The following is a 25,716-nucleotide window of genomic DNA, read 5'->3' on the forward strand; positions in this document are numbered from 1 at the left end:
CAAGGCGCAAGTAAACTGAGGTGAAGAAGTGTACCAAGTACACGATTGAACCGAACGAGCTTGCAACGATGTATCGAACTTTAGTGGTGGCCTATAGTAAATTTGGAGCACAAGGTGATCATACCAACAAACGCGCTTTATCGTTGTGAGCAAATTAGAGCTTGTGAGCAACAGGCTACTTCTATATATCAATTAGACGAAAATACACTGATGTCTCGGGCGGGAGCAGAGGCATTTTTTCTTATAACAAAACTCTATCCACATGTTCGTCATATTGCTGTGTATTGTGGCGCAGGAAATAATGCGGGTGATGGATATGTGGTGGCACGTTTGGCGCATGAACATGGATTATTAGTGACAATTTACCAGTGTAAGGCGGTAGCAGATCTTCCTATTGCAGCGCAACATGCGGCTTTAATGGCTATAAGTGCGGGAGTTGAGTGTCAAGCTGTAGATGAACCATTAGATAGTGAGGCAGAATTAGTTATTGATGCTCTTTTAGGGATTGGACTGAAAGGCCCCGTTCGAGGCGCTATTGTATCGGCGATTAATCAGATCAATATGAGCGGACTACCTGTCGTAGCTTTGGATATTCCATCAGGTCTTAACGCAGATACAGGCAAGGTAGAGAATTTTTGTGTTAAAGCCAATACCACTTTAACGTTTATTGCCCAGAAAGCGGGTATGTATACTGCAGATGGTCCTGATTATTGTGGGGATATACACTGTTGTTCTTTGCAACTTGATTCCTGTGTGACTCAATTGACTCCTGCTGCATGTCTTTTAAGTTCAGATACCTTGGCTTTGCCGCTTGCTGGACGCAAAAAAAATTCACATAAGGGAAATTATGGTCATGTTTTAGTCATTGGTGGAGGACCAGGAATGCCCGGCGCTATTGGCCTCGCCGCCAAAGCTGCAATGCGAACAGGCGCAGGTTCAGTAACTATTGCAACATGGCCTGAACACGCGAAGAGCGCCTTATCATTAATCCCTGAGGCTATGGTAAGCGCTGTGGAAACCTCTAACGATTTAATACCGCTTTTAGATCGAGCCACAGTATGTATTATTGGCCCTGGTCTAGGCGAAAGTGAATGGGCTATTAACCTATTTTTAATGGCAATTACCTCACAATTACCTATGGTTATTGATGCATCAGCCTTAAGATTGTTAGCTGAAAACTCACAGATGGATGATAATTGGATATTAACCCCACATCCTGGTGAAGCGGCTTGTTTGCTTTCTTGTACTACTGATTTGATTCAGAAAGATAGATATCAGGCGGCAGCAAACATTCAGAAGCAATACGGTGGGGTCGTTGTACTGAAGGGGGCTGGAACCGTAATTCAAACAGCTGAGAAAGATGCATTTGTTTGTTCTCGGGGCAACCCTGCTATGGCGAGTGCGGGTATGGGCGATGTGTTAAGCGGTATTATCGGAGGGCTTTGTGCTCAAGGATTTTCTTTATCCGAAGCGGCACAATGTGGTGTATGGGTGCATGCAGTTGCTGGAGATCGGATAGCAAAAAAAATGGGAGGAGCTGGTTTATTAGCCAGTGATTTATTTGATGTTTTACCTCATGTCTTGAATTACCCTGAATGATGATAAATAGCGAATCGAATAAGGTTATAACACTGAATTTACCCGATGAAACGGCAAGCGAGAGTTTTGCCGCTCACCTGGCCTCTTGCCTTTGTCCTTCCTTGATCATGACCTTTAGTGGTGATTTGGGTGCGGGTAAAACAACTATTATTCGCGCCATGTTGAAACATCTAGGCATTCAATCTGCAATCAAAAGTCCTACCTTTTCATTGGTAGAAAGTTATACATGCAATCATTTAACCATACACCATTTTGATCTCTACCGAATACACCATGAGGAAGAGTTGGAATATATGGGATTCAGGGATTATTTTACCCCGGAGAGTATCTGTTGTATTGAATGGGCAGAACATGCTGGAGGAACATTGCCTCATGTAGATATTCGTTTTAAGTTAGGTATTAAAGGGGCTGGACGTGAAATGCAAATTATGGCATTAAGTGCAGCGGGTAAAAGAATTTTAGCTTGCCTGGCAGGTGAAAGATGATATTTCGCACATGGTGTTTTGTTGTGATGTGTCTTTGCTCTATTGCAACATTTAGTGCTCAATTACATTCTGTTGTTTTAAAACAACAGGGGAACCAAACCTCACTTTTTCTAACAATTAATGGACCATTCACCCATAAATTATTTTTTTTGGATCACCCTGCGCGGGTAGTATTGGACTTAAAGGAAACACAACTCGCTGTGGATTTAAATCAATTGGGTTTAATTAACGGATTAGTAAAACAAGTTCGGAGTGGGCATTCGGAACCTAGAACCTTAAGATTGGTTTTTGAAGTGAATCAAAAAGTACAACTGCGATCATCTCCTTGGAAACCTAATGGCGCTTTTGGAGGTATACGCGTTGATTTAGTACATAGTGGCCGTCTTGTTGCACCAATTGCAGCCAGTATTCCTAAAACTGCTATAGTGCAGAAAACATACACTACACCGAAAATACAACAGGCTAAATCACCCGCAAAAATTGAACCCAAGCGACCACAGCCTATTTTAGCAAATCAGAACCCTATTAAAGTAAGTAGTAGCCCTTCTAAACTGCGCGATGTTATTGTTGTTTTGGATGCCGGCCATGGGGGCAAGGACCCTGGAGCTCGAGGTCCACGTAAGTCTCGAGAAAAAGATGTCGTCTTGGCAATTACCTTAAAACTAAAACAACTCATTGACAGACAGCCTGGTATGCGTGCCGTATTGACTCGTTCGGGAGATTATTACGTGGGTTTACGACAACGCCTGGATATTGCCAGAAAATATAATGGGGATGTTTTTGTTGCCATTCATGCGGATGCATTTAATAACCCTCATTCAAATGGTGCTTCGGTATTTGCTTTATCACAAAGAGGAGCAACAAGTGAAGCAGCACGTTGGCTTGCAGAAAAGGAAAACTATTCTGAATTAGGTGGGGTGAATTTAGGTGATTTAGATGATCAGAACGGTGTTGTACGCTCTGTGCTCATCGATTTATCACAAACAGCCACGATTAATTCAGGTTTGCAAATGGGGGGGCGAGTTTTAAATCAGCTCGGTAATTTTACTAATTTACATAATAACAAAGTGGAGCAAGCCGGGTTTGTCGTTTTGAAGTCTGCTGATATTCCTTCGATTTTGGTGGAAACAGGATTTATTTCAAATCCTATAGAGGAACGAAATCTAACGAACCCTGCTTATCAAGCTCGATTGAGCCAAGCAATTTTTCAAGGCATTAAAGGATACTTCTGGGAAAATCCCCCGCACGGATCGCGCATTGAAGCAATGACAACCAGTAATATCCATTTGGTTCGCGCTGGAGAAACGTTACCTGCGATTGCTGCACGTTATCATGTCTCCGTTGCGGCCTTACAAGCCATGAATCATTTGCGCGGCATTACTCGACTTAAGCCGGGGCAAAAATTGGTGATTCCTCAGGCATGGGCATAAGAATTCAGCAATTACCACCGCTTATAGCAAATCAAATTGCTGCGGGGGAAGTAATCGAACGGCCTGCATCGGTAGTGAAAGAACTACTGGAAAATTCTTTTGATGCAGGTGCAGATGCGATTACTATAGAAATAGGCTATGGGGGCCTAAATCAAATCAAGATCAGTGATAATGGAATGGGCATCGTAGCAGAAGATTTGCCCTTGGCAATTGCTGCACATGCGACCAGCAAAATCACTACACTTAACGACTTATATGCAATTGATAGTATGGGCTTTCGTGGTGAAGCATTAGCCAGTATTGCTTCTGTAGCCAAAGTCACGATTAGCTCTAAGCCTGAACAACAAGAAACGGCAATGATGCTGCGAGTACAAGGTACAGAAAGAGCGTTATCCCCTTGTGCTCGCACTGTAGGAACGACAGTAGATGTTGTTGATTTATTTTTTAATGCACCGGTACGAAAACGATTTTTAAAAAGCGAAAAACTAGAATTTCAAGCAATCGAAACAGTAGTGAAACGTTTTGCTTTAAGTGCTCCCGGGATTGCACTAACCCTAAAACATAATGGGAAACAGGTTTTATCTCTTCCTGCTGCAACCAATGAACAAACTCGTTTAACACGTATGACCCGTATATTGGGTAGTGCTTTTGTTAAAGAATCAATTTCTCTTGATGTAGAGCATGGTGCAATGAAACTTTATGGATGGATAAGTAGTCCCAATTTTCAGCGTAGCCAGAATGATCGATTGTGGGTTTATATTAATCAGCGCATGGTAAAAGATAGGCTCATTCACCAGGCGCTAAAGCAGGCTTATGATGGTTTATTATATCCTGGTCGCTTTCCTGCCTGTGTTTTATACTTGACGATTAACCCTGCAGAGGTCGATGTGAACGTACATCCTACCAAGCATGAGGTGCGCTTTCAGCAGCCTCGTTTGATTTTTGATTTTTTTGTGTCACAATTGACTGCTGCATTGAAGTCAAAAAATGAGTTCAATGAAGAGATAACATATACATCATTCGAACAGGCGAGTCCTGCTCAAGCAATTTATGAGTCCTACCCTAAATTGGCTGCATCAAGCAAAAGTGTTTATAGTTTAGAGACTGAATTATCCTGGATCATTTTAAATAGCCGATACATTTTGGCGTTCATCCATCAACAACCTTATGTTGTTGATGTGGTGAGTCTGCATCAATATAGATTGCAGGAGCAAATGCATCAATTGGTTTTGCCTTTGGCAAGTAGACCTTTATTGGTAGCGATGCGTTATTCCTTTCCCGAAAAATTGCGCGGTAGTTCTCTGGATCAGTGCCTCAAACAATTAGGAATGAGTCTCGAATGGTTAGGAGAAAATGAAGCAGTCATTCGTAGTATACCACTGTGTATGCCCCACTTAGATTTGCGGTTATTCTTGGACTCTGTCGCTGCCTGTGATGTAGTGAATCAGAATACTTTGCTTGAATTAATGAATCGAGCGCAAATATTTGATCCCAGACTTTTAAATCTTGAGGAAAAAATGGAATTAAATGAGCTGTTACTTCGCCTATATAAAGAAGGAAATAAAAGCTTGGGGTTATTTAAAGGATTAACAATTGAAGATTGTAGAAACTTATTGACCTTTGAATAACCCCTAAATTTCTCGAAATATTTTTTATAAAAGCAAGAATAATACCCTAAGTTCTGAGGCCATTCCAAAATAGCTTAAAGAGCATACGAAGCTACTTTAATAGAAAAATTGATACAGTTTATTCTTCATACATCCTAGTTCCCTGTATAATCGCTAAAAATAATTCATTTGATTGAGTTAAATGGGTAAATTAGTTTTTTGTATCATGGGACCAACTGCCTCAGGAAAAACGGCTTTAGCTTGTGAATTAGTAGCACGATATCCTTTTGAAATTATTAGCGTTGATTCTGCAATGATTTATCGTGATATGAATATAGGAACTGCCAAGCCGACCCCTCATGAGCTGCACGTAGCGCCACATCACTTAATTGATATCAAGGATCCGATTGAGTCCTACTCCGCTGCTCAATTTTGTACCGACTCTTTATCTTTGAGTGATGCGATCATCAAAAAAGGCAAAATCCCTTTGCTTGTGGGGGGAACGATGATGTATTTTAACGCGTTACAAAAAGGCTTATCTGCTTTGCCTGAAGCGAATCCGGCGATACGTCAGCAATTGGAAGAGGAGGCCGCATTATTGGGTTGGCCCGTTCTTCATCAAAAATTGGTACAGATTGATCCCGAATCTGCTGCACGAATTCATGCTCATGATGCACAACGAATTCAACGTGCATTAGAAGTATATTATGCGACTGGCAAAACCCTGTCTGTGTTTCTTGATCAACATAAGGAAAAGCCAGATTATCATTTTGTGAATTTTATTCTCTTTCCCGAACAACGAGCGTGGTTGCATGAACGCATTGCACAACGTTTTGATCATATGTTAGCCGAAGGTTTTCTTGACGAAGTAAAACAATTGCAACAAAAATGGCATTTAACCATAAACTTGCCTTCCATGCGCTGTGTGGGGTATAGGCAAGCTCTTGAATATCTTCAAGGTGATTATGATTATTCTCTAATGCGTGACAAAGGGATTGCGGCTACCCGGCAATTGGCGAAACGTCAATTAACTTGGCTCAGGCATTGGGGAGAGGCTTTTTATTATGATCCACAAAATAGCGCTTTTCGCGATGAGATTATAGCGAAAATTGAGGAAATATTAGATAATCCTATTAAATAAGATTTAAAGGAACATCATGTCAAAAGCCAAAAAAAAAGAACCAGCGAGTACAAAAAAAAATTATGTGGTACACCCTAATGAATTACCTCTGAGCTGTCCAACAAAAGATATGGTGTTATGGAATGCTCATCCTAAGGTTTATTTACCGATTGAAAAAACCGGAGTAGAAGTGTGTCCTTATTGTGGTTCACGCTTTGTTTTACAGAATGATTAAATCCATTTGTATTGTACGCTTATCTGCATTAGGTGATGTTCTAATGGCTGTTCCGCTCATTAGAACCTTACAAGCCAATCTACCGCAAGCCAAATTGACTTGGATTATTTCCAGGCCTGCTTTTGATTTGGTAGAAGGCATGGATGGAGTAGAGTTCATTTTAATTGATAAACCGCACGGTCTTATGGACTACTGGCGCTTTAAAAAGCAAATGAAAGGACGTGTCTTTGATGTGTTATTGGCGCCGCAAGCAAGTCTCAGAACGAATTTTCTTTATCCCCTGATCAAAGCAAAAAGAAAAATAGGGTACGATGAGCATCGAGCAAATGATGCACATGGCTTATTTGTCAATGAGCGAATTACTCCAGGCTTAGAGCATACCTTGGATGGTTTTTTGAAGTTTGCTCAGGCTTTAGGTATAAAGGAGCGTGTTATTCGCTGGGATTTACCCATTTCTTCCGCAGATTATGAATGGGCAGAGCAACAGCTACCCAAGCAAGGTCCCATTTTGGTAGTGAATCCCGCGGCAAGTAAACCTGAGCGTAGTTGGCCCGTTGCCCGTTATATTGACGTCTTGCAAAAAGCACAAAAACAATGGAAGGTACAGGTAATCATTACGGGGGGGCCGATTGATTTTGATAAACAGTTGGCAGAACAGATTACGCAAGCGATTCCTGCTGCAATTAATCTCGTCGGTAAAACCAAACCCAAACAATTATTGGCACTTATCAGCAAAGCAACAGTAGTTCTTTGCCCTGATACGGGTCCTTCACATATGTCTACGGCGGTAAACACCCCAGTTGTTGCCTTACATGCGGTGACTAACCCGCTTATTTCTGGCCCTTATCTTTTTCAACATTTGGTTGTAAATCATTATCCTGAAGCCGCAGAAAAAATTCTTGGCAGCAAGTGTATTGAAGAGGTTTGGGGACAGCATGTGCATGGTGAAGAACCTATGCAATTAATTTCTGTCGATGAGGTAATGGAGAAGCTATCCATTATTTTAGAGGGTACAACTCAATAAATTCATAGAGTTATAATATGTGTAGCCTGGCTGGGCGAGTCGGTTGGGTCGTTCGCCCCAACAAATTCACAATATCTCAGTTTAAATTGTTGGGTCAAAAATGACCCAACCTACTATATCATTATGGGATAAATGATATTAATGACACGATTTGGGTTGTCCCGTCTTATCACAGATAGGCGTATGGTTTTCAATACAAAATTGATGGGTCGTTATCTTGCAAGGGGGTCTAGGTTCACTCTGAAATATCGTTGCAAGACATTCCCCTTGATTTTTAAAGATTAAGCCTGGGTCACAATGTGTTGTTTGTGATAAAGGGGTGCACGTCAATTTATCGAAATCCAAGCAATAGGGACTACTGGCTTCCCAGTCATTATAGGGAATGCACGCGCAGTATTGATAAATATCTGGATAGCAACCATCTTCGTCGGGACCGCAGAGAAAATAACGATCACTGCAATAACTGGGGGTAATCATCATGAAATACAGCAGCATGAAAAGCTTGATTTTTTCCATTGTTATTATTCCTTTCTAGTTAGACTCTATTTTTCCATGTAGAAATGTGGTTTATCAAACCGCACAGCATTGTAGACTATTGGTGCTTCGAAAAACAAATTGACTTTTGTAGCCTGGGTGCAGCGAAGCGAAACCCGGGAAGTGTGGCCAAAATAAACCCAGGCTACATTACTGCACTAACTCTGCTTTGTTAATGAGAGTTTGAACAATTCGTCCCATCCAAAATCGGTTCATTTTCCGGTCGTGGCTTTTCCTTACTTTTATATGTTCTGTCGAGGAAGAAATCAATCGTTTTTTCCTTGGCTGCTGTATCAATTGGCTCAAGTTTACCAAGATCTAGGGAAGTGCTGCTTGGGCGGTGTTCACTTGCATCTTGGGTACATGGTCCAGATAATAAAGAAGTGGATAGAATACCAAGGAACACTCCAATCAGGCTAAGCGCCGATAAAGTACATGCGCTACTAAATCCTATAGCCGTTCCAGCTGTAAAGGCTATAAGCGGTAAGGCTAATCCTCCTGTTGCAATGGTTGCTACCAAAACGCTGCTGATGAGCAGGGTGCTTGCTGTCAATAATAAGCCAATTGAAAGATTGGAGCTTAATAGTTTTTTAGGCCATGCAATCTCTTTATCTAAAGCGGAGTCAATATTAAGTTGAGTTCGATAAGAATTAAATAAAACAAAAAGTGTTGTCGATAGCATAATAGCCATCGGGATTAATGGAGAAACAGCAACCCCCGCTATAGAAAAACTAATGATAAAAGCAAGAAAAGCAAGGGTACTATAAATAAGTATTCCTTTGTTTTGAGTTATATTTTGCTGCAAGGAGCGATTTAATTTATTGTGCACAAATAGATAGTCTAATGAACCATTTAAAGTAATATCAGTAAAAAATGATGACTTGTCATTAGAGTCCATTGCACAGCTAACGCCTCCTTTTTCAGAGACAATCCGACAACAAGGGGCATCATTTAGGCCATCCCCTACAAACCACACTCCTTTAGGATTGGCTCCTTTTTCTTCCATTTTTTCTTTTAAAAAAGTCTCTTTATCTTTTGGCGTTTGCCCTGCATGAATATCTTCTTCGTTAAAAATAGGGACCATTTGGTTATTAATAAAAATAGGACCCATATGTTTATTAAAGCCTTTGGCTGATGAAAGGTTATCTCCGGTTAACATGATAATCTTTTTCCCCTCTCTTCTTAACCGGGTGAGTGCCTCGATGACCCCTTTTCTTACTTCATGTTTCACATAGATAACCCCTTTATAGATTCCATCTTCTGCAACACAGACTGCTGAAAAGCCTTGCTCGATTTTTGTTTTTTTAGGTTCAGGGAGAGTAATACCACGATCCCTTAAGTAGTCAACGCTTCCAATCTGGATTATTCGTTCTTGCACTCGCGCTGAGAGTCCTCGATTTTTAGGGTCCATCGTGCACTCGTTTATTTCATCAAAACGAGGTTCATTATTATTAATAGCAACCTTATAGTATTTTTGAATTGCCTTAGCGAGAGGGTGCCCTCTACCATAAGCTTTTTCCAGTAAATAGATTCTTTGCCATAATGACGAATTGATAGGAATGTCAGAAGATTCAACAATGGAATTTCCTGTCGTTAATGTTCCTGTTTTATCAAAAACTACAGTATGGATTTCGTCCGATTGCGGTGCAATTAAACTGTCATCACGTAATTGGATGCCTTTATTATTACGATGATGGATGCTGATGAGCTGTGGTAATTGATGAGCAATAGCAATAGTGCAAGGACATACAGAAAACAAAATGCCAATGATGTTTTGCATTACTAAAGGAATAGTCGCTATTCCTAATCCAATAGGGGTAAAAATAGCTGCCAAAAAACCAAGGATAACAAGTGCTGTGTACAGATAAGCAAATTTGGGGATTTCTTCTTTGGGAGTCGCTGATTCTTTAGCTCGATTTGAGCGAAAGAGAAGAGTATTAACTGTGCTGTTGTATGAGTTTTTCTCAGCATAAACAGTAACTTTTTTTCCAAGATTAATAGCACCCGAAGGAATATGCTGCCATAATTGTTTTGTTTGGTGCGGTTCACCCGTCAAAAGAGATGCATCAATTACTGTGTTGCCTTGAATTAAAATACAATCCACTGGAAAGCACTCGCCGGCGTTCACTTCAATGAGCATTCCTTCTCTTAAAAGATTTCTTTTTTCTTCACTTATTTCTTTGCTATTTAATAATTCTTGGATGAATAATAGGTGTTCTTCTTTATTCAGTTGTGAATCAATTTCTGAAGAGTTTTGTTTCTGCGATGAAAGTAATTGGTTAATTTTTTTTGATAAGAGTTCTAGTTCAGGTTGAGTTAGTTCATAACAGCGGTACGTTTCTGACATTTGAGGAAATAATGTTTTAATTCCTTTCAATTGAATTTTCTTGGATTTTTCAATAACAAGACGCTTAACCTCATCCATTCCATTGATGCAAGCAATCAACATGGTTGGCATCATAAAGTTCATAAAAATCATAGAAAAATTACTTGCTAAAGGCATGCTAATGGCATGAAAAAGAGTATGAGCCATAGATAAAAACCAGCCTAGGCTAATGGTCGTTGCCATATTTGTAAAATTTTTGGCGCGGAAGTTACGAAAAAAAGCAAATAAATACTCTCGAGCGGTAAATGCAGTTGAAAAAAAAGTAAGCGCGGTTAAGCCAATGGTTAAAATTATTGATGGAGGAAATGTAAGTGTTAAAGCAAGTACAGCTCCCATGCACATTAGGTTAACAAATATGTTAATCCAATTTTTTTTGTCGTTGGGTTTATTCTCTTTCTCTTTTTGATCGTCGACGATCTCAAAAATAATTTCTTCTTTAATTTTGGCAAAGAGAATGGAATTAAAGTTTTTTATAGGAATAAAATTATTTTTTTCAGTTTCAATAGAAATAGTGAATTGATGAATGCCTAAACCACTGGGCTCAGCATCTACGATAAGTCGTGCATCTGCAGGAAGAATCTCTTTCTTTTTACAATCATCGATACACGCATGCAGGAGGCCTTGTATTGTATTACCACAACCATTAAAGCACATGATGCCAGAGACTAAGAACGATTTTTGAAAGATAATAGTTTTTGACATAGGAAAATGAGCGCATTAAATGCGTCAATTTAAATTACTTTGATCCAAATGTCATCAACTATTTAACTGATTATTTAACGAAATTACCCAACTCACAACCTTACTTAATACTCTTTATCCGTTATCAATAAGATATACTAAACTAAGACCTTTTTATGCGTGAAATCATATACACCATTTTATAAAATGTGTTAGGAATTTTTTATAAAAATTTTAGTTTAAGTGCAATCCATCACTGAAAATGTTCATGATAGAGTGATGCTTTTTAAACTGAGTTTTTGAAACGGGGTGAAAAGAGATTTCTTTCACCCCGTACTTTTTAGAGTTATTGCTGCTGCGTTTGTGCTCCGGGGCTTAGGGATTCATTAGAGGGAGCGCCTGTACGAACACTTTGTAACAGCAAGATGCTATTCGTCATGAGAAGACGTTCATGAACTTGACGATCTAAATAAAGTTGGTAATTGATCTCAGCCAATAATATAGCGATTTCCTTTTCTACTGTAGCAGGTGGTGCATTATTAAGGCTGTTAATCCATGGGGTATTCCCAGGCTGGCCAGTACCACCTGTGCCGGTTGAAGCAGCGGCAGTAGCACTTGCATCGCCAGAACTTGTAGTATTATACAATCTCCAGGTTGCCATATTAAACTCGGTTAAGGCTTGACTTGTTGGGCCACTACCACCCGCAGTCTGTCCGGTTCCTGGATTAGGATTAGTCTGAGGCATTCTTCTTGACATGATAAAATAAAGGTTACTGAGTCCTACAGAGTTTTGCGCTGCATAGGTACGTAAGCTCGCAAGATATTTAGCAAGGGTTTGCTGCGCTTGCATTTGTTTCGTTGTAAGGGTGCTCTGGTTTGTGGATGTACTAAGGGTCTGTTTATACCAATAGTCATAATCACTCCATTGAGGTAATCTAATAGGAATTACACTACCACTAACATAGCGAATAAAATTCGCAGCAAGTTGCTCTTGATTTTGTGCGGGTAGGCCATTTTTTGCTATATCGCCTTTTTGCTGACCTGTTCCAAGGTCTTGAGTTGAATACATCAAGGGGGCAGTTAATGCATTACTATTCAGATGATTTAAAAATTGTTGAAGGTACGCTGGGTCAAAAAAAGTAATCGCGTTGGGAATTTCCCCTACAATGTTCAGGGGTACCAAGGTATTATAAATCAATTTGCAGTCATTAACAAACTCTGGGGTGCTGCTCGTAGGATTCATACAGTACGTATAATCAGGGGTCGCCAAAATATTTAATACCGCTTGACTTACTGGATCCTGTTGAAAAGTTTGTTGGTCTATCAACGGATTCACAGTCACTCCGGTAGATCCTGCAGATGGGCCTGAGGCAAAACCTGGAAAAGCAAGATTCGCGAGAGGATTAATAATTGAAGCACTGGGATTATATTGAGATGTATTTGCACTATCAGTAGGTAGGAACTGAGCAAAAGGATTACCTGTAGTAGTTTCCCCTCCGCCTTGTTGACCCTGACCTGAAAAAGTATTCACGGGAATCGAGCCTAATAAGGTATAAAACTGATAAGCTTGTGATAATTGAGAGGTTGTTAAATTAATGAGCTTGTAGGTTACTGTAAAATCCTTATTATCTTCTGTAGGAGCTTTCTGTACTTGAAAACCCAAATATTGACCAAAATTTTCAAAGTACCTTAATAGTTTTTTCGTATTTTCTGATTGCTGGTTTTGATAATATTGAGATTGATCAGTTGATGATGATGTTGATGATGTTGATGTTGTTGTATCCTGAGCTGTAGCAGAAAACGCAGTAAAATAAAGCACATTCAGCAACATAAGTTTAGACGCTAATTTCATTTATTCTTCCCCTTCAAGTGCACGTAAAACAAGTTTTAGACGATACTGACAAAAAACTCGTGACAACAATCTTAAACGTTCAAATACAATGTTTCTTTTAAGAAAAACTCCAGCAGGATCATGGCTTCCAGTGCTTGTTTCCTCGGCATGGATTAAAACACGTGAAGCACTGCCCGGGTGAACTGTATCGATTGCTTGCAGCAACCGAAGTCCCCGACCTGATTTAATGTTTCCTACAATGCGAATAAATTTTTCTTCTTCAGCTAACAGGCTCATGTCTATTTTTTCTATGTCATCAAGTTCTTTGCCTAATTGCTCCATGGCTGCCTCAAACTCAGGATTTCCATCCAGAGTCCAATCCTCTACGCTTTCCATAAAAGTAATCACTCTATATATCATAGGATCAATATATTCAAACCAGTACTGGGCGGACGCTTCATGACTTAAATCAGGCATATTTTACTCTTTCTTTACTGTATTTCAGCGGATGGACGAAATCATTACTTACTACTATAGTATATTATGTAAGATAAAAGAAAGAAGTAAAAAATATGAAAAAGCAGTCGCGAATAGTTAGATTAGTTTCGAGAATTATTAATGTACGTAGGTGGTTTGATTGGGAACGGATGAAAGCATTTACTATGTATTTAGGAAATGGCTTTAAACGTTTGTTTGTACCACAGAAAAAAGTTGAAGGCGAATCATTCAACGAAGCAGTCCAATTATTAAATCTTAGCGACGAAAGTATACTTATAAAACAGAAATCTTTATTTCGATTGAGTATTATTATGGTGTTAGCTGCTCTTTTGATTTTGGGATATGCCGGATATCAGCTTTTTTTTGGTTCAATAAAAGCGTTTCTTGTGAGCCTTATTGTCACTTTGATTGCGCTCGTTTTAGCCTTCCGTTACCACTTTTGGTACTATCAAATTAAAAATCGTAAACTGGGGTGTACCTTTAATGAATGGTATAGGCAGGGGTTGTTGGGAGAAAAGAAATGAATAAGTTGTTAGTAACGCTACTTCTCCTTGTATGTCCTGGTTTGGTTTTAGCAGATAGTGCCAGTTCTTTGAGTTTTGCTCCTCCTGCAAGTGATTATTCAGTAGTATTTCTTGGCAATTTATTCGGGGTTGTAGATGGTGTTTTAAGTGGTACCGGCAGCCAAATCATGGGCAGCATGTTTGCTGTATTTAATGCTGCAGTTTTAGCGCTGGGGGGTATAATTATTATGTATACCCTTTTGGTATCGACTATGAATACTGCCCACGAAGGGCAAATGCTTGGACAAAAGTGGTCCTCTATTTGGATTCCAATTCGCTCTACAGTAGGTTTGGCTTTATTGATTCCCAAGGCTTCTGGCTATTGTTTGATGCAAATTTTTGTCATGTGGGTTGTTGTTCAAGGTGTTGGGGCAGCAGATAAGGTATGGAATGCCGCGTTAAGTTATTTGAACCGCGGCGGGGTTATTATTCAATCACAAGCGATAAATCCAGCCGCAGCACTTATGACTTCTGGTGATAGTTCGGGGATTGGTAGTATTACAACAGGCGCGATAAATATACTTTCCGGTCAAGTATGTATGCTGGGCTTACAGACACAATTGACAAATCTACGGCAAAGTCTTCTTGACGCGCAGCAAAAACAATCGGGAGATTGTTATAATGCCGCCAAAGCGGGTGATAATAGCTCTGCAATCGCTAAGTTCTGCCAAACTACGGTCCCTGATTTTCTGAGTTCGGTAAACGCGGTTTCTGCTCAGAGTAAGAACCCGACGGCCAGTTCGTGGACCGTTGAAATGCCTAATTTTGATGATGCAGCGTCACCTTATTATTTTTTGAACGGAATATGCGGTTCCATTACTTGGAATAACGTTGACACTATTAATAAGAAATTTGGTTCTTTAACTGAAGATACAAAGAGTCCGGCACTCGATGAGAACGGCAAGCAGATACTCGATGAGAACGGTAAGCCTAAAGTCAATTATTTTACTGCGGGAAAAAATGTAAAACTTGGTAACAATACGTTAACTCCTGCTGAGGCAGCTGCAACGCAGATGTCTCGAGCGATCGCAGTCCAGCAAATGTATATGGATTTGTCTACAGTCGCTCGAGTTATAGTGGGTAATGATCCACAAATGTCAACAACGAGTAATCCCAATACTACTAATTTTTCTCCAGTAGCGACGCAGCAATTTGGTGTGCCCTATAAACAAGATGGAACGATTTGTAATACTTTTACTAAAAGTATGGCTACTGATGATGCGGATAATAAGAGTGGGAATTTATGTATTACTTGGGGACCTGTGCCGGGATCTGTAGTTGGGGGTACGTTGTTTAATGGTAATGAGTTAACTAATGCGATTAATGATTACAATGGTATTATGATGCCCACAGTTAATCTATCGCGTCTAGTCAACCAAGCTGGAAGTATGGAGAAATCTACTGACTTTATCAATAAAGCCGAGGCTCAGGGATGGATTATGGCTGGTGCTTACTTCTTTAACTTGGTAGCGATTCAGGGATCATCCGGTACAATTGATAATGCAGGCCAAGTGGATCCGGACTCTGGATTGAATAAAAGTAAATTTAGTGTTGAGGCAATAACGAGTCCATTTGTTCCTAGCAGTGATGGTAAAACGATTACCTGTGATAAAGGAAGTATGGCCGATAAAAATAAAGACTTTACTCAATTATGTAAATGGTTTGGTCAAGATAATACCCAAGTACTGCAAGTACAGAATTTAATTACAACAAATACTAAGGGTATACCAAAGAAGGCGGATACGCTGACGGTACAAAGTGGCGCAGGTTCATCTACAGTGTGGGGCTTTCTTAACAACTCACTTATGATTTCAACCCCTGGTCAACCAGGCGTTAAGCCACTGACTTTTGCTAACACAATTAATTTTAGTGTGAATACATCGTTATACCGATTGGAACGACAAAACTTCTCTTGCGGCGAAGTCAAACCTTTCTTCTCTATTTGTCTTGGACAAATACTTGGAAACATATTTTATAATATTATCCTAGTAACCATATATAACCTGTTTCTTGATATTTTTGGTCAGATTATCAATAGTGTGGTCATGGCATTCCTGATGATTCCATTGCAAGGAATGGCGACAATCTTTCAACAGGGTCTGCAAATTATCGCGCAGCCTGGGGTAAACCCAGTAGTTGCTTTGGCAAATATGGGTAATGAGTACATCAATTTTGCGGGTAACTTATGGATGCTCTTGTTGAATATGGCAGTATCCAGCGCATTAATCCCTGTATTTGGTATCTTTATTTTCGCCATGATGTCTTTGGCAATGCCGCTTGTGATCGCATGGGTAGGCGTCATGGTGAGCGTAGGGTTTACCACAGCCTATTACATTCCCATCTTGCCCTATATGATTTTCACCTTTGGTGCACTGGGTTGGTTAATTTCGGTAATCGAAGCAATGGTGGCGGCCCCTATTGTGGCATTGGGTGTAACTCATCCGGAAGGGCATGAGGCTTTTGGTAAAGGTGAAGCTGCGATCATGATCTTAGTGAACGTATTCCTTAGACCTTCCATGATGATTATTGGCTATATTGCTGCCATAGCATTATCCTATGTGGGGGTATGGGTTTTAAATGCTGGATATGATCAGGCTATAGCGTTTATCCAGCAGGAAAATACAAATGCCGCTCAACTCGCGGGTGGCGTCTGGTCCTACGGAGGTTCGGATTCAGCTTCTGGTTCGGGCGGATATACGGATTGGGCTGGAATTTATGCATTCTTCTTCTCCATATTGACCTATACCACTTTGTATTTAGTAATCATACAAAAAGCATTTACATTGATTTCTTATTTGCCAGACAAAGTCTTACGATGGATAGGTGGTACTCCTGAAAGCATAGGTCAAGAAACGTCACAATGGGGTGAGGAAGTAAAAGGTAAAACTCAAGAAGCAGGTAAGGAAACTCAAGGCGCGCAAGGGCAAATTGATAAGACTCTTGGCGGATATGGTGCGAAAGGTGTTGGCATGATTAAAGGGGCTCTGGGTAAAGCTGGTGGCGGTGGTGATGTTAGTATGCAAGGTAATGCTACGCCAAGCAATGATAAAGACCCTGAAGGTGGCAACAAGTCTCCTCCCAAAAAAAAGGGTGACTTAGGTGGTGGTTCTAAGCCGCCTCCTGAAGTAATGAAGTAATAAGTGATGGAGCATCAATGAGACATGTTGATGCTCTTTCTTTGTACATGAAAATGATCCTAATTTGTAGTATAATTGTATTTAAAATAAACACTTAGCCGGTTTACATTATGCCTGAATTATCTGCTCCTAGTAGCACTATAACAAGCCAAGCAGAAGATGCTGAAAATAAACTTAAAGCAGCTTCGCAAAAAGCAAAAATGGATGAGGAACAATTTATACAACAGTTGTTTCTTTTCTTGCAAAAGATGTTCGATCCAAAGTTAAAGCAGGAAATTGATCCTAAAGAGTTACCTGATCTTCTTGAAAAGGGTGGCTATCAAGACCTGCCAACTGCTTTAAACAGCGCAAAAAATGCTCGTGGGCAGACACCATTGGTGCAGGCGCTGCAAGATCAAGATTTCTCAATGGCAAGGATCTTACTTGATTCTGGAGCAGAGTATGATTCCCTGGCAAGAGAAGAATATGATATTGCGATACGGAGCGAACGGGGTCGAGAGTCAGGTGATCTGATTACTCCTCCTAAGGACTATATTCAGTCACAACCAGAGAAATTGCATACAGTTAAAGAGTTTGGTCTCATCCTGGGTCTAGAGATAACCAGTGTAGATGGTACTCCTTCACAACGTGGGCATGTAGGACCTACATATCAATTGATGACTGATGCAGTTAAGAATTACGGCCAGGGTCGCACGGAGGATCCAGCGAAAGGTGATTTCAAGCAAATTTCAGAGGCTTTTGCTTTTGCAAATAAAGAGGCTAAATATCAATACAGTACTCCTGAAGGAAGTCCTGAAGCTGGAAAGGCACTGAGTCAACGAATACAAGCAGGAGAAGTAACCAGCGTCCCTATTAATTGTACAGGGCACGCGATGGGTTTATCGTTTGTACCAGTCAAAGGAAACCCTGATAAAACATATTTAGTATTTACTAATCGAGGGGAGGGAGCTAAGCCAGGAGAGGAAGGAACTCGAATTTATGAGGTGGACAAGAAGGATATTACCCCGGATTTTATAAACAATGTAATGAGCGGTCATGACAAGGGACACTCACATGCGGAAGTTATGAAACAAATTCATCAGGTTACTAAAGAGAAAGCTCCAGTAAGTGTCATCGATCAAAAACCACAAAAATATGATAATTGTACTGTAGCAAATACGCGCGCGAATATTCACGGAGTCCTGCTCTGCCAAGAAGCAAATCGCAAGGGTGGCTTTGAAAATGTTGATCCAAAAACAAAAAAAGAAGTAGAAGATCGCTACAAAGATTTTACTAAGGATATGAAAAGTCAAAAAGTCCAACAATTGGAAAAAGCTTTAGAGAAAAACCCAGAAGATCCAGACCTAAAAGCTCTAGCTAAAGCTTATAAAGATAAAGTTACGTCGAAATCTATGGTTGCCGAAAAATCTGAAAAATTTGAAAAATTTGAAAAAACTGAAGAATCGATTACTATGCGTTCACCTCAATAGTGGATCCCATCTTGTCCTTTCGTGTAAGTTAAGGGGATTTTTTTATCCTAAGTTCTACATGAAAGGCATTTATATTTTTTATGTAGAACTCACGTGAATAAAACAGCTGATATTCTCAATGGTTCAGTTAGACTTGTAGCTTGCAGTTGAGAGATCAGAAATTCCACGGATAAACTCTGACATTTCAATTGGCTCTTGACCTATCTTTAATGAACTACGCACAAAATTTGCTGCCTCTAACACATGCTCAAGGCTGTATTTTTTTAGTTGAATTGAATGTAAATAAGCAACAAAAAACTCTGTTTTTAAATTACCAGTACCTTTACCCATGCCAGCAAGAGATGCATCAATAAAGCGAACCCCCAAGTCCATTGCCGTCAAAGCATTAGCTTGTGCTAGGCCAAGGTTATCATGGGCATGAAATCCAAATGGGAACGGATAATTATTAACGTATTTCTCATAAATTTCCTTGATGCGTGTAGGGAGTAAACTGCCATTTGAATCAGCGAAATAAATGATATCGGGTTCATACTCGCTTATCGTTTTGATTGAATCATCAAGTTCATTTTCTTTGTAGTAAGAGATATTCATAAAATTAACCGAAACATCCATGTTTGCATTTTTTATCATTTTTATTTTAGGCAAGGCAGATGCAAGTTCGTTTTTAGCAATGCAGAGTCTTAATAAATCAACACCACATTCTTTTAATTCAATGAGATCGTTCTGAGTAAGATTATTTGGAAAAACCATAACTACCATTTTTGCTTTTTGAATCAAAGAGCGACAAAGAAGTAGATAATCTTTTGCACACCATCCGGCTCTTCCGACTTGGCTGGGCACTAAAGTTCCATTGCGATAGCCAATTTCAATGTATTCAATGCCTGAGTTATCTAGAGGTACAAGAATTTTTTCTAATTGAGTGTCTTCGAAATTAAAATTAGTTCGATGGCCTCCATCTCTCAACGAGGCATCTAACAGCATTATGGAGTCGTTCATATAATTCCCAAGAGGTAACAAAAATCATACTTTCTTTTAAAATTATAGCTAAAATAACGCGTAACCGATAAAGAGTAATGAATACGTATGAAAAGTGGATGTAATTTCCCAAAAGAAAGGCAGATAAAAAACTTTTTGAGTTTATTGCTGGTATTCTTTAGCTCCAGCAATAATTAATTTGTATACTCGCTCGCTGATAATACCCTGCTCAAATTTTGCTTTTGCGTCCCAAGTCATAAGCTGGCCCTTTTGTCGTACCAATTTACGTGTAGCAGAGGTTACATCGTTAGGATCACTTTCAAGTAAAATATCCCGGACTTCTTCGTCAAAAACTAAATACTCTCTCAACGCCACCCTTTTGTCGTCTACAGTAGGTACAAGTTTTTGCCAAATACACAGCCTGATTGTCTCTAAAATATCAATCGTTCTTCCTAAGCGCTCTTCACCAGAGAAGGAAGTTACAAGACGGCGCATGGTTTCAGCAACACCTGAAGTATGCAAGGTTGTATACACTGGGTGTCCAGTAAGTGCTGCTTCCAATGCGGCACTAATGGTTTCTGCATCCCTACACTCACCTACCATGATTAAACGTGGTTTACGACGTAAAGCATTTCTCACTCCATCAGCAAAGCTCGGTAAGTGGCGAGGAATTTCTGATTGACTAACTACTGCGGATATTGTTTCAATTTCATCATAAACAAATTCAATCGGAGATTCATAGGTCAATACTTTGCGGTTTGAATCCTCTGTTTCGATTAAGTCGCGAATAATCGAAGCCAACAAAGTTGATTTACCTGAACCTGTTGCCCCCGTAATAAAGACAACTCCTTCTTGAGGTGCAATTGCTTCAAGCACATTATCAGGTAGATTCATGGTTTCAAGTCTAGGAGGGGTTGTAGGAATAGTTCTGAGCGTAATCTGAATTGCATCATGACCCTCTACAAGACATGCTGTCCCATTGACCCGATAGCGATATCTAACCCCGCGATTAGGGCGGAATTCATAGTGAGTATCAATGTCTTTACCAGAAAGAAGCTGGGTTGTCGCGTTGGGTCCGTATATCGCATTAATTAAATCACCGAGTTCTGTATTAGATAAACGACGGTTGGTAATCCGTAACAGTTTTCCGTAGACCTCTGCATAAATAGGTTCGCCTGTTTGGATGGTGATGTCAGAAGCATTTAAACGTTCAGTATGCTCCAACATTTTATCCATGAAGAGCGGAGTAAAGCGCGTTGGCTCATCGGGCATTAAATGTATATGGGTATTATTGTTCATACTTCCTATTGACGAATTCTATTGTTATCGTTAACTGGAGCAATCGTAGGCTGCCAGGATTTATCTGTTATTATAATTTTAGAACGATTTGCCAATTTTTCCATATGTTTGAATTGTTCTAGCGCATTTTCATCCTTGGATACTGCTGCCCGCCATTGTTCACTATTCACATTCAGACCGGGTAATGCAGTAATTCTTAATACTCTATCATCAATATGAATTTCTGAGGCATCACCGGTTACACCTAAGTCTGTATGAGAGACATAAGGAGGAGAAATCATATTCATGGCTAATAATTTTCGATAAAGAATCATTCCACCAAAATCTTCTTTAATGCGGGCTATGTTTTCCTCAAGAATGGTATTCGCTTGATCAATACCATTTTTCCAGCCTTTGGCTACATAAATGCACCATATTTTTTTCTCTGTCTTGGTCTTAGGTAACAAGGTATAGTGAGGATATTCCGGTTTTACATAATCCAGCCATAAGTATTGCCGCCAAGTCGGAGGAGTTGTTACAAAATGGGCCTGTTTTGCAACTTTATAGGTGCGATCGGAAATACGAATGGTTTGTGCATCAGCAAGATTAAGCGTATTTCTTCCTTCTAACAGTACAGGAGGTAAGATATTATGTTCCAAAATCAGGGAATTAAAGTCATAAATGGCATCGAGTCTGCGTGATTGTCTTATAAGATGCTCATCAATAATTTTGGCCCGATTCGCCAAGCCTGCTTGAGCACCAAGACTTAAAGCGGTTTCTTTCAAGGCCATTTGACGAATTTTCCCTCTTTGTCTTTTATTTCTGTCCTTGACATTCACATTGGCCATAGCCTGCAGTCCTGCTAATGAAGTCGTATCACCCAAATATTTGGGGTGACATGCAAGCAGTAAAGCAGACAATACAACAACTATTAAGCTACGAATAAATTTTGGCATAGCGTAATTCTACAACCTGACTGTTAGGGTAAACGTGAATATAGGCTTTTTTAGCAGCTTGGTAATCAATATCACGCAGGATTTCAGCTAAACTTTCATCTTTAATGTTAAGACTAATTAGAACAGGAATTGAAGGCGCTTTTCCTAAAACACGAAGTCTGAAGTGAGCTGATTTGGCAATACGAGCAGTTAATTCTTCAATAGGACCAGACCAATCCACACTTGCCCTGGCTTGTAAGTTATACGAGTTAGGGATTGTGAGTGCGTTATCTAAAGGTGGAGGTAGAATTACTTTTTCAACACGTGCCATTTCATGCATGGAATCACTTACAGATACTGCTGCTTCTGCTAATTTAATCGTAGCATCATCACTAGGATTGTTTACTGGTGGTTTTTTAAAGAGTACTCCTCCATGTTTGCAACCCACAAGCAGGACTGAGGCAATAAATAGCATGAGAAGCTTGTTGTTCATTCAATGTTCTTTAATCTCTGAGAATATTCGTTTGATTGAAACAGGAGCTAGGCTGCTTGTCAAGCCTATGGAAGAGGAATTATATGAATTTAAACAGAAATGGTTTTTTGTAGCGTTCATGTTTTAATTAAAGCGTATCCTGGGTGCGGCGAAGCGAACCCCGGGAAATCGGAGGCTTTAGCAAACCCGGGTTCCGCTTCGCTGCACCCAGGCTACATAAGAAAAATTAATTTAATTTTTCAAATAATGAATAGACCACTTGTCCTGCTTGTTTCTGTTTTATTTGTCGCCAATTTTTTTCATCCAATTGCATGGTATTTGGTGATTCTAAATAAACAAGACCTCCAGGTTTGAGAATATTGCTTTGTGTGATATTCGAAATACATTGAAGGAGATAATTTTGCGCAAAAGGAGGATCAAGAAAAATAATATCAAACTCTTCCTGTTTGTGCTGAAGATACTGTACTGCGTCTGTTTGTAGGAGTTTAAGTTTTGGGCTGTTAAATGAAGCGATTATTTTTTGTAAATGAGCATAGGCTTTAGGTGATTGCTCAAGAAAAACAACCCGTGCAGCTCCTCTGGAAAATGCTTCCAGACCTAAAGCGCCGCTGCCTGCAAAAGCATCCAGGCAGCGTGCTTCTCTGATATCATGCATGAGCCAGTTGAATAAAGTCTCACGCACACGATCTGGAGTGGGGCGTAAACCCTCTACATCTGGAAAATGCAATTTTTTTCCGCGGTATAAACCTCCTATAATGCGAATGCTCTGTTTCACGATTTACCTACAGTGACCAGTAATAATTTATCGGGATTAACTTGTTGTTTGAATGCTTGTTTTATTTGTTCACTGCTTACTGCATTGATGCGTGCAAGGTAGGTGTCAAGAAAATCTTCAGGTAGATGATAAAAAGTCATTCGCAATAAGATATTTGCAATACTGCGATTACCTGATAAAGAAAGTGGGAAACTTCCTGTAAGGTATTGTTTCGCGGCATTCATCTCTTCATCGGTCGGGCCTTTATCAATGTAGGCTCGTAACACATTTTGAATAATATCTAATGCTTCCTTTGTTTGTTTATTTTTTGTTGATAAGCTGATGAGAAAAGGTCCTTTTCCTGACATAGGAATAAGCTGACTGTCTATACCATAAGTCAAACCTTGTTTTTCTCTGACTTCTATAGCGAGTCGAGAGACTAAAGCCCCTCCTCCTAAAATATAATTCCCTACAATCAATGGAAAGTAATTTGGGTCATGGTGATCAATACCGAGCTGGCCGAGCCGTATCATAGTTTGGGAGGATGGAAATGGAATATTTATCGTTGCTGCTTGAGTTAATTGAGTGGCTTGGGGAATACGGGGGGCGGGCTGTCCCTCTGGAAGTTCTTGAGTGAGTTGATCGGCAAGCTGATGCGCGGTCTCACTATTAATCGCACCTACCATAACTAAGATTGCGTTTTTGGCAACATAATAGCGTTTATTAAATTCAATCACCTGGCTCATATTAATTGACTCGACGGTCTCGCTTGTTCCATTAACAGGATGAGCATAGGGATGTTGTTTGTATAAGGCTTGAAAAAAATGGAGATTGGCGACGTCTTCGGGCGATTCCTGCCGTTGTTCAATGGCCATCATCTGTTGTTTTTTCTCTCTTGAAAACTCATGATCAAGAAAGTCTGGATGGTTAATAATTTGTGCAAAGGTATAACTTGCGTTGGCCAATGCTTTTTTGGCGACTAGAGTTCTGAGATTAAATATAACCATATCTCGGTTGATCTCAGTTTTATATTGAGCACCAACATCCGCAAGTGATTCGGCTATTGCTGTTGCGTCTCGTCCCGCATTTCCTTGGTTCATCAAGCGGCTGGTCAAAGCACTTAGACCATATTGCTCCCCATCGTATGCTGATCCTGCGGCAAAAGCCAAGCTGACATCGAGCATGGGCACTTCCATAGCGGGATAAAAAATGACCTGCACGCCATTTTTGGTGAGCCACTTTTCTGTTTTGAATGTACTTGCTGTCGATGTATGCGACAGTCCAATCAGTAATGTTAGAATACATGCGCTAAAAATTCTCATGGTGCAGCCCTTTGTGGTTGAGGTTCTAATATTGCAGTCGTCATATTATTTTCCTGAAAATAACGTTGGGCAGTTTGCTGAATTTGTTGTGGCGTAATTGCATTAATTGCTTGAGTATATTCATCCGCTTTTTGCCAACCTAGTCCGATTGTTTCTAACAAACCTAATTCCGAGGCTTGTCCGAAAATTGAATCTTTCTCAAAAGTTTTCTGAGCAATGATTTGATGTTTCACTCGTTGCAATTCTTGATCAGTAACCTGATTTTTCTTCAAATTATCGATTTCGTTGATGAGTCCATTCTGTAAAGCACTTATTGTATGGTTTTGGCTCGGAGATCCATAAACGATAAATTGGGTTTGAAATCTTGTATAAGGGTTATAATAGCTATTTGCATCTGTAGCAATATGTTTGCCACGAATCAGATTTTTAGAAAAACGAGCGCTTTCACCTGCGTCTAAGATTCCAGCGATTATTTCCAAGGCATAAGGCTCATAGTCTTTTTTAGCAGTGTTTACACTAGGGACGGTATAACCCACCATTAATAAAGGTAATTTTGCTGCGGCTTGAATATGCACAATCTTTTGACCTAATGCTGGCGGCTCTTTTTGTATTCGTCTTACAGGAGTAGGGTGTTTTGGCAAAGCACCGAAATAATGTTCTGCCAAAGTACGAACCTGCTCTGGGTTAACATCTCCCACAACAACCAAGGTCGCATTATTAGGTGCATAATATTTCTTATACCATTTTCTTAGGTCTTCAACGGACATGTGTTTCAGATCACTCATCCAACCAATTACAGGATGATGATAAGGCGCACTTAGATGCGCTGTTGCCAGAAAACGTTCAAAGGCAAGCGCCTGTGGATTATCTTCAGTTCGAAGACGTCGTTCTTCCTGGATTACTTTAATTTCTTTGGCAAATTCATTGGCATCAAGAAGCAAATGATTCATGCGATCCGCTTCCAGTTCAAAACTGGTAGCAAGTTTTGACGCAGCTGTTTTTTCAAAAAAAGCGGTGTAATCATTATTAGTAAATGCATTAGCTTGCCCGCCAATTGCCGCTATGGTTTTGGAAAAGGCACCTAAAGGGAATTTTTCGGTACCTTTAAACATCATATGTTCCATCGCATGGGATACACCAGTAATCCCGCCTGGCTCATCAGCGGATCCCACGTTATACCAAATCATGGATACAGCAATAGGCGCCCGGTGATCTTCTTTAACCAATATTTTTAATCCATTATTCAACGTAAACTCTTGCACTTGGCTAAAGGTCTGGCAAGATAGTACCATGAGTAAAGTAAAGAGTATTTTGCGCACAACTTAACCTCAAAGTAAAAAAGATGATAGAATTTCATATT

General features: G+C 39.9%; 21 protein-coding genes. 10 read left to right on the forward strand and 11 right to left on the reverse strand.

What is annotated here, in order from left to right; translation table 11 throughout:
* Positions 1-114: 114 nt before the first annotated feature.
* The 7 genes from Lani_RS06800 to Lani_RS06830 all read left to right on the forward strand — a co-directional run bounded on the left by Lani_RS06800 (position 115) and on the right by Lani_RS06830 (position 7,500).
* Entirely contained in the window at positions 115-1,599 is a 1,485-nt protein-coding gene (locus Lani_RS06800) for an NAD(P)H-hydrate dehydratase (RefSeq protein WP_396426817.1), read from the forward strand.
* Entirely contained in the window at positions 1,596-2,084 is a 489-nt protein-coding gene (gene tsaE, locus Lani_RS06805) for a tRNA (adenosine(37)-N6)-threonylcarbamoyltransferase complex ATPase subunit type 1 TsaE (RefSeq protein ID WP_019234598.1), read from the forward strand. Before Lani_RS06800 ends, tsaE begins: the two co-directional genes overlap by 4 nt.
* Entirely contained in the window at positions 2,081-3,514 is a 1,434-nt protein-coding gene (locus Lani_RS06810) for an N-acetylmuramoyl-L-alanine amidase family protein (RefSeq protein WP_058388469.1), read from the forward strand. Before tsaE ends, Lani_RS06810 begins: the two co-directional genes overlap by 4 nt.
* On the forward strand, positions 3,505-5,142 hold the full coding sequence (mutL, locus tag Lani_RS06815; RefSeq protein WP_058388470.1) for a DNA mismatch repair endonuclease MutL: 1,638 nt from the start codon (positions 3,505-3,507) through the stop codon (positions 5,140-5,142). Before Lani_RS06810 ends, mutL begins: the two co-directional genes overlap by 10 nt.
* Before the next feature lie 181 nt (positions 5,143-5,323).
* Positions 5,324-6,262, forward strand: coding sequence for a tRNA (adenosine(37)-N6)-dimethylallyltransferase MiaA (miaA, locus tag Lani_RS06820; protein ID WP_019234595.1), 939 nt, complete (start codon positions 5,324-5,326; stop codon positions 6,260-6,262).
* Between the two features lie 16 nt (positions 6,263-6,278).
* A complete protein-coding gene (locus Lani_RS06825; protein WP_058388471.1) occupies positions 6,279-6,476 on the forward strand; it encodes a zinc-finger domain-containing protein in 198 nt (65 codons plus the stop codon).
* Complete coding sequence (locus Lani_RS06830; RefSeq protein WP_058388472.1) at positions 6,469-7,500, forward strand: glycosyltransferase family 9 protein; 1,032 nt, start codon at positions 6,469-6,471, stop codon at positions 7,498-7,500. Before Lani_RS06825 ends, Lani_RS06830 begins: the two co-directional genes overlap by 8 nt.
* Positions 7,501-7,638: 138 nt before the next feature.
* On the opposite strand, the gene Lani_RS06835 is transcribed toward Lani_RS06830, so the two are convergent.
* The 4 genes from Lani_RS06835 to icmW form a co-directional block, all read right to left on the reverse strand.
* Complete coding sequence (locus Lani_RS06835) at positions 7,639-8,016, reverse strand: hypothetical protein (RefSeq protein ID WP_058388473.1); 378 nt, start codon at positions 8,014-8,016, stop codon at positions 7,639-7,641.
* Positions 8,017-8,206: 190 nt separating this feature from the next.
* A complete protein-coding gene (locus Lani_RS06840; RefSeq protein ID WP_058388474.1) occupies positions 8,207-11,122 on the reverse strand; it encodes an HAD-IC family P-type ATPase in 2,916 nt (971 codons plus the stop codon).
* Between the two features lie 325 nt (positions 11,123-11,447).
* Entirely contained in the window at positions 11,448-12,953 is a 1,506-nt protein-coding gene (gene icmX / locus Lani_RS06845) for a type IVB secretion system protein IcmX (protein ID WP_019234591.1), read from the reverse strand.
* Complete coding sequence (icmW, locus tag Lani_RS06850; RefSeq protein ID WP_019234590.1) at positions 12,954-13,409, reverse strand: type IVB secretion system protein IcmW; 456 nt, start codon at positions 13,407-13,409, stop codon at positions 12,954-12,956.
* A 95-nt stretch (positions 13,410-13,504) separates the two neighbouring features.
* Here icmW and icmV point away from each other — a divergent pair, with 95 nt between their 5' ends.
* The 3 genes from icmV to ankD all read left to right on the forward strand — a co-directional run bounded on the left by icmV (position 13,505) and on the right by ankD (position 18,599).
* Positions 13,505-13,954, forward strand: a complete 450-nt coding sequence (gene icmV, locus Lani_RS06855; RefSeq protein WP_040522995.1) for a type IVB secretion system protein IcmV — start codon at positions 13,505-13,507, stop codon at positions 13,952-13,954.
* Complete coding sequence (dotA, locus tag Lani_RS06860; protein WP_058388475.1) at positions 13,951-17,130, forward strand: type IVB secretion system protein DotA; 3,180 nt, start codon at positions 13,951-13,953, stop codon at positions 17,128-17,130. The genes icmV and dotA overlap by 4 nt, the downstream gene beginning before the upstream one ends.
* Positions 17,131-17,240: 110 nt before the next feature.
* The gene (gene ankD / locus Lani_RS06865; RefSeq protein ID WP_058388476.1) at positions 17,241-18,599 is read left to right on the forward strand and encodes a Dot/Icm T4SS effector AnkD/LegA15; all 1,359 of its coding nucleotides are present in this window, start codon (positions 17,241-17,243) and stop codon (positions 18,597-18,599) included.
* A gap of 123 nt (positions 18,600-18,722) precedes the next feature.
* Here ankD and Lani_RS06870 read toward each other — a convergent pair whose 3' ends face one another.
* The 7 genes from Lani_RS06870 to Lani_RS06900 all read right to left on the reverse strand — a co-directional run bounded on the left by Lani_RS06870 (position 18,723) and on the right by Lani_RS06900 (position 25,648).
* Positions 18,723-19,595 (reverse strand): beta/alpha barrel domain-containing protein, encoded by an 873-nt coding sequence (locus Lani_RS06870; protein ID WP_040522993.1) that lies wholly within the window; start codon positions 19,593-19,595, stop codon positions 18,723-18,725.
* A 141-nt stretch (positions 19,596-19,736) separates the two neighbouring features.
* Complete coding sequence (gene dotB, locus Lani_RS06875; RefSeq protein ID WP_019234586.1) at positions 19,737-20,846, reverse strand: Dot/Icm type IV secretion system ATPase DotB; 1,110 nt, start codon at positions 20,844-20,846, stop codon at positions 19,737-19,739.
* A 32-nt stretch (positions 20,847-20,878) separates the two neighbouring features.
* Positions 20,879-21,808, reverse strand: coding sequence for a type IV secretion system DotC family protein (locus Lani_RS06880; RefSeq protein ID WP_019234585.1), 930 nt, complete (start codon positions 21,806-21,808; stop codon positions 20,879-20,881).
* A complete protein-coding gene (gene dotD / locus Lani_RS06885; RefSeq protein ID WP_019234584.1) occupies positions 21,789-22,280 on the reverse strand; it encodes a type IVB secretion system lipoprotein DotD in 492 nt (163 codons plus the stop codon). The genes Lani_RS06880 and dotD overlap by 20 nt, the downstream gene beginning before the upstream one ends.
* A gap of 226 nt (positions 22,281-22,506) precedes the next feature.
* On the reverse strand, positions 22,507-23,055 hold the full coding sequence (rsmD, locus tag Lani_RS06890; RefSeq protein WP_019234583.1) for a 16S rRNA (guanine(966)-N(2))-methyltransferase RsmD: 549 nt from the start codon (positions 23,053-23,055) through the stop codon (positions 22,507-22,509).
* Positions 23,052-24,356: a M16 family metallopeptidase gene (locus Lani_RS06895; protein WP_019234582.1), complete on the reverse strand. Its 1,305-nt coding sequence runs from the start codon at positions 24,354-24,356 to the stop codon at positions 23,052-23,054. The genes rsmD and Lani_RS06895 overlap by 4 nt, the downstream gene beginning before the upstream one ends.
* Positions 24,353-25,648: a M16 family metallopeptidase gene (locus Lani_RS06900; RefSeq protein ID WP_241030123.1), complete on the reverse strand. Its 1,296-nt coding sequence runs from the start codon at positions 25,646-25,648 to the stop codon at positions 24,353-24,355. The genes Lani_RS06895 and Lani_RS06900 overlap by 4 nt, the downstream gene beginning before the upstream one ends.
* Positions 25,649-25,716 lie beyond the last annotated feature (68 nt).

This window comes from Legionella anisa, assembly GCF_001467525.1.
GTDB lineage: Bacteria > Pseudomonadota > Gammaproteobacteria > Legionellales > Legionellaceae > Legionella > Legionella anisa.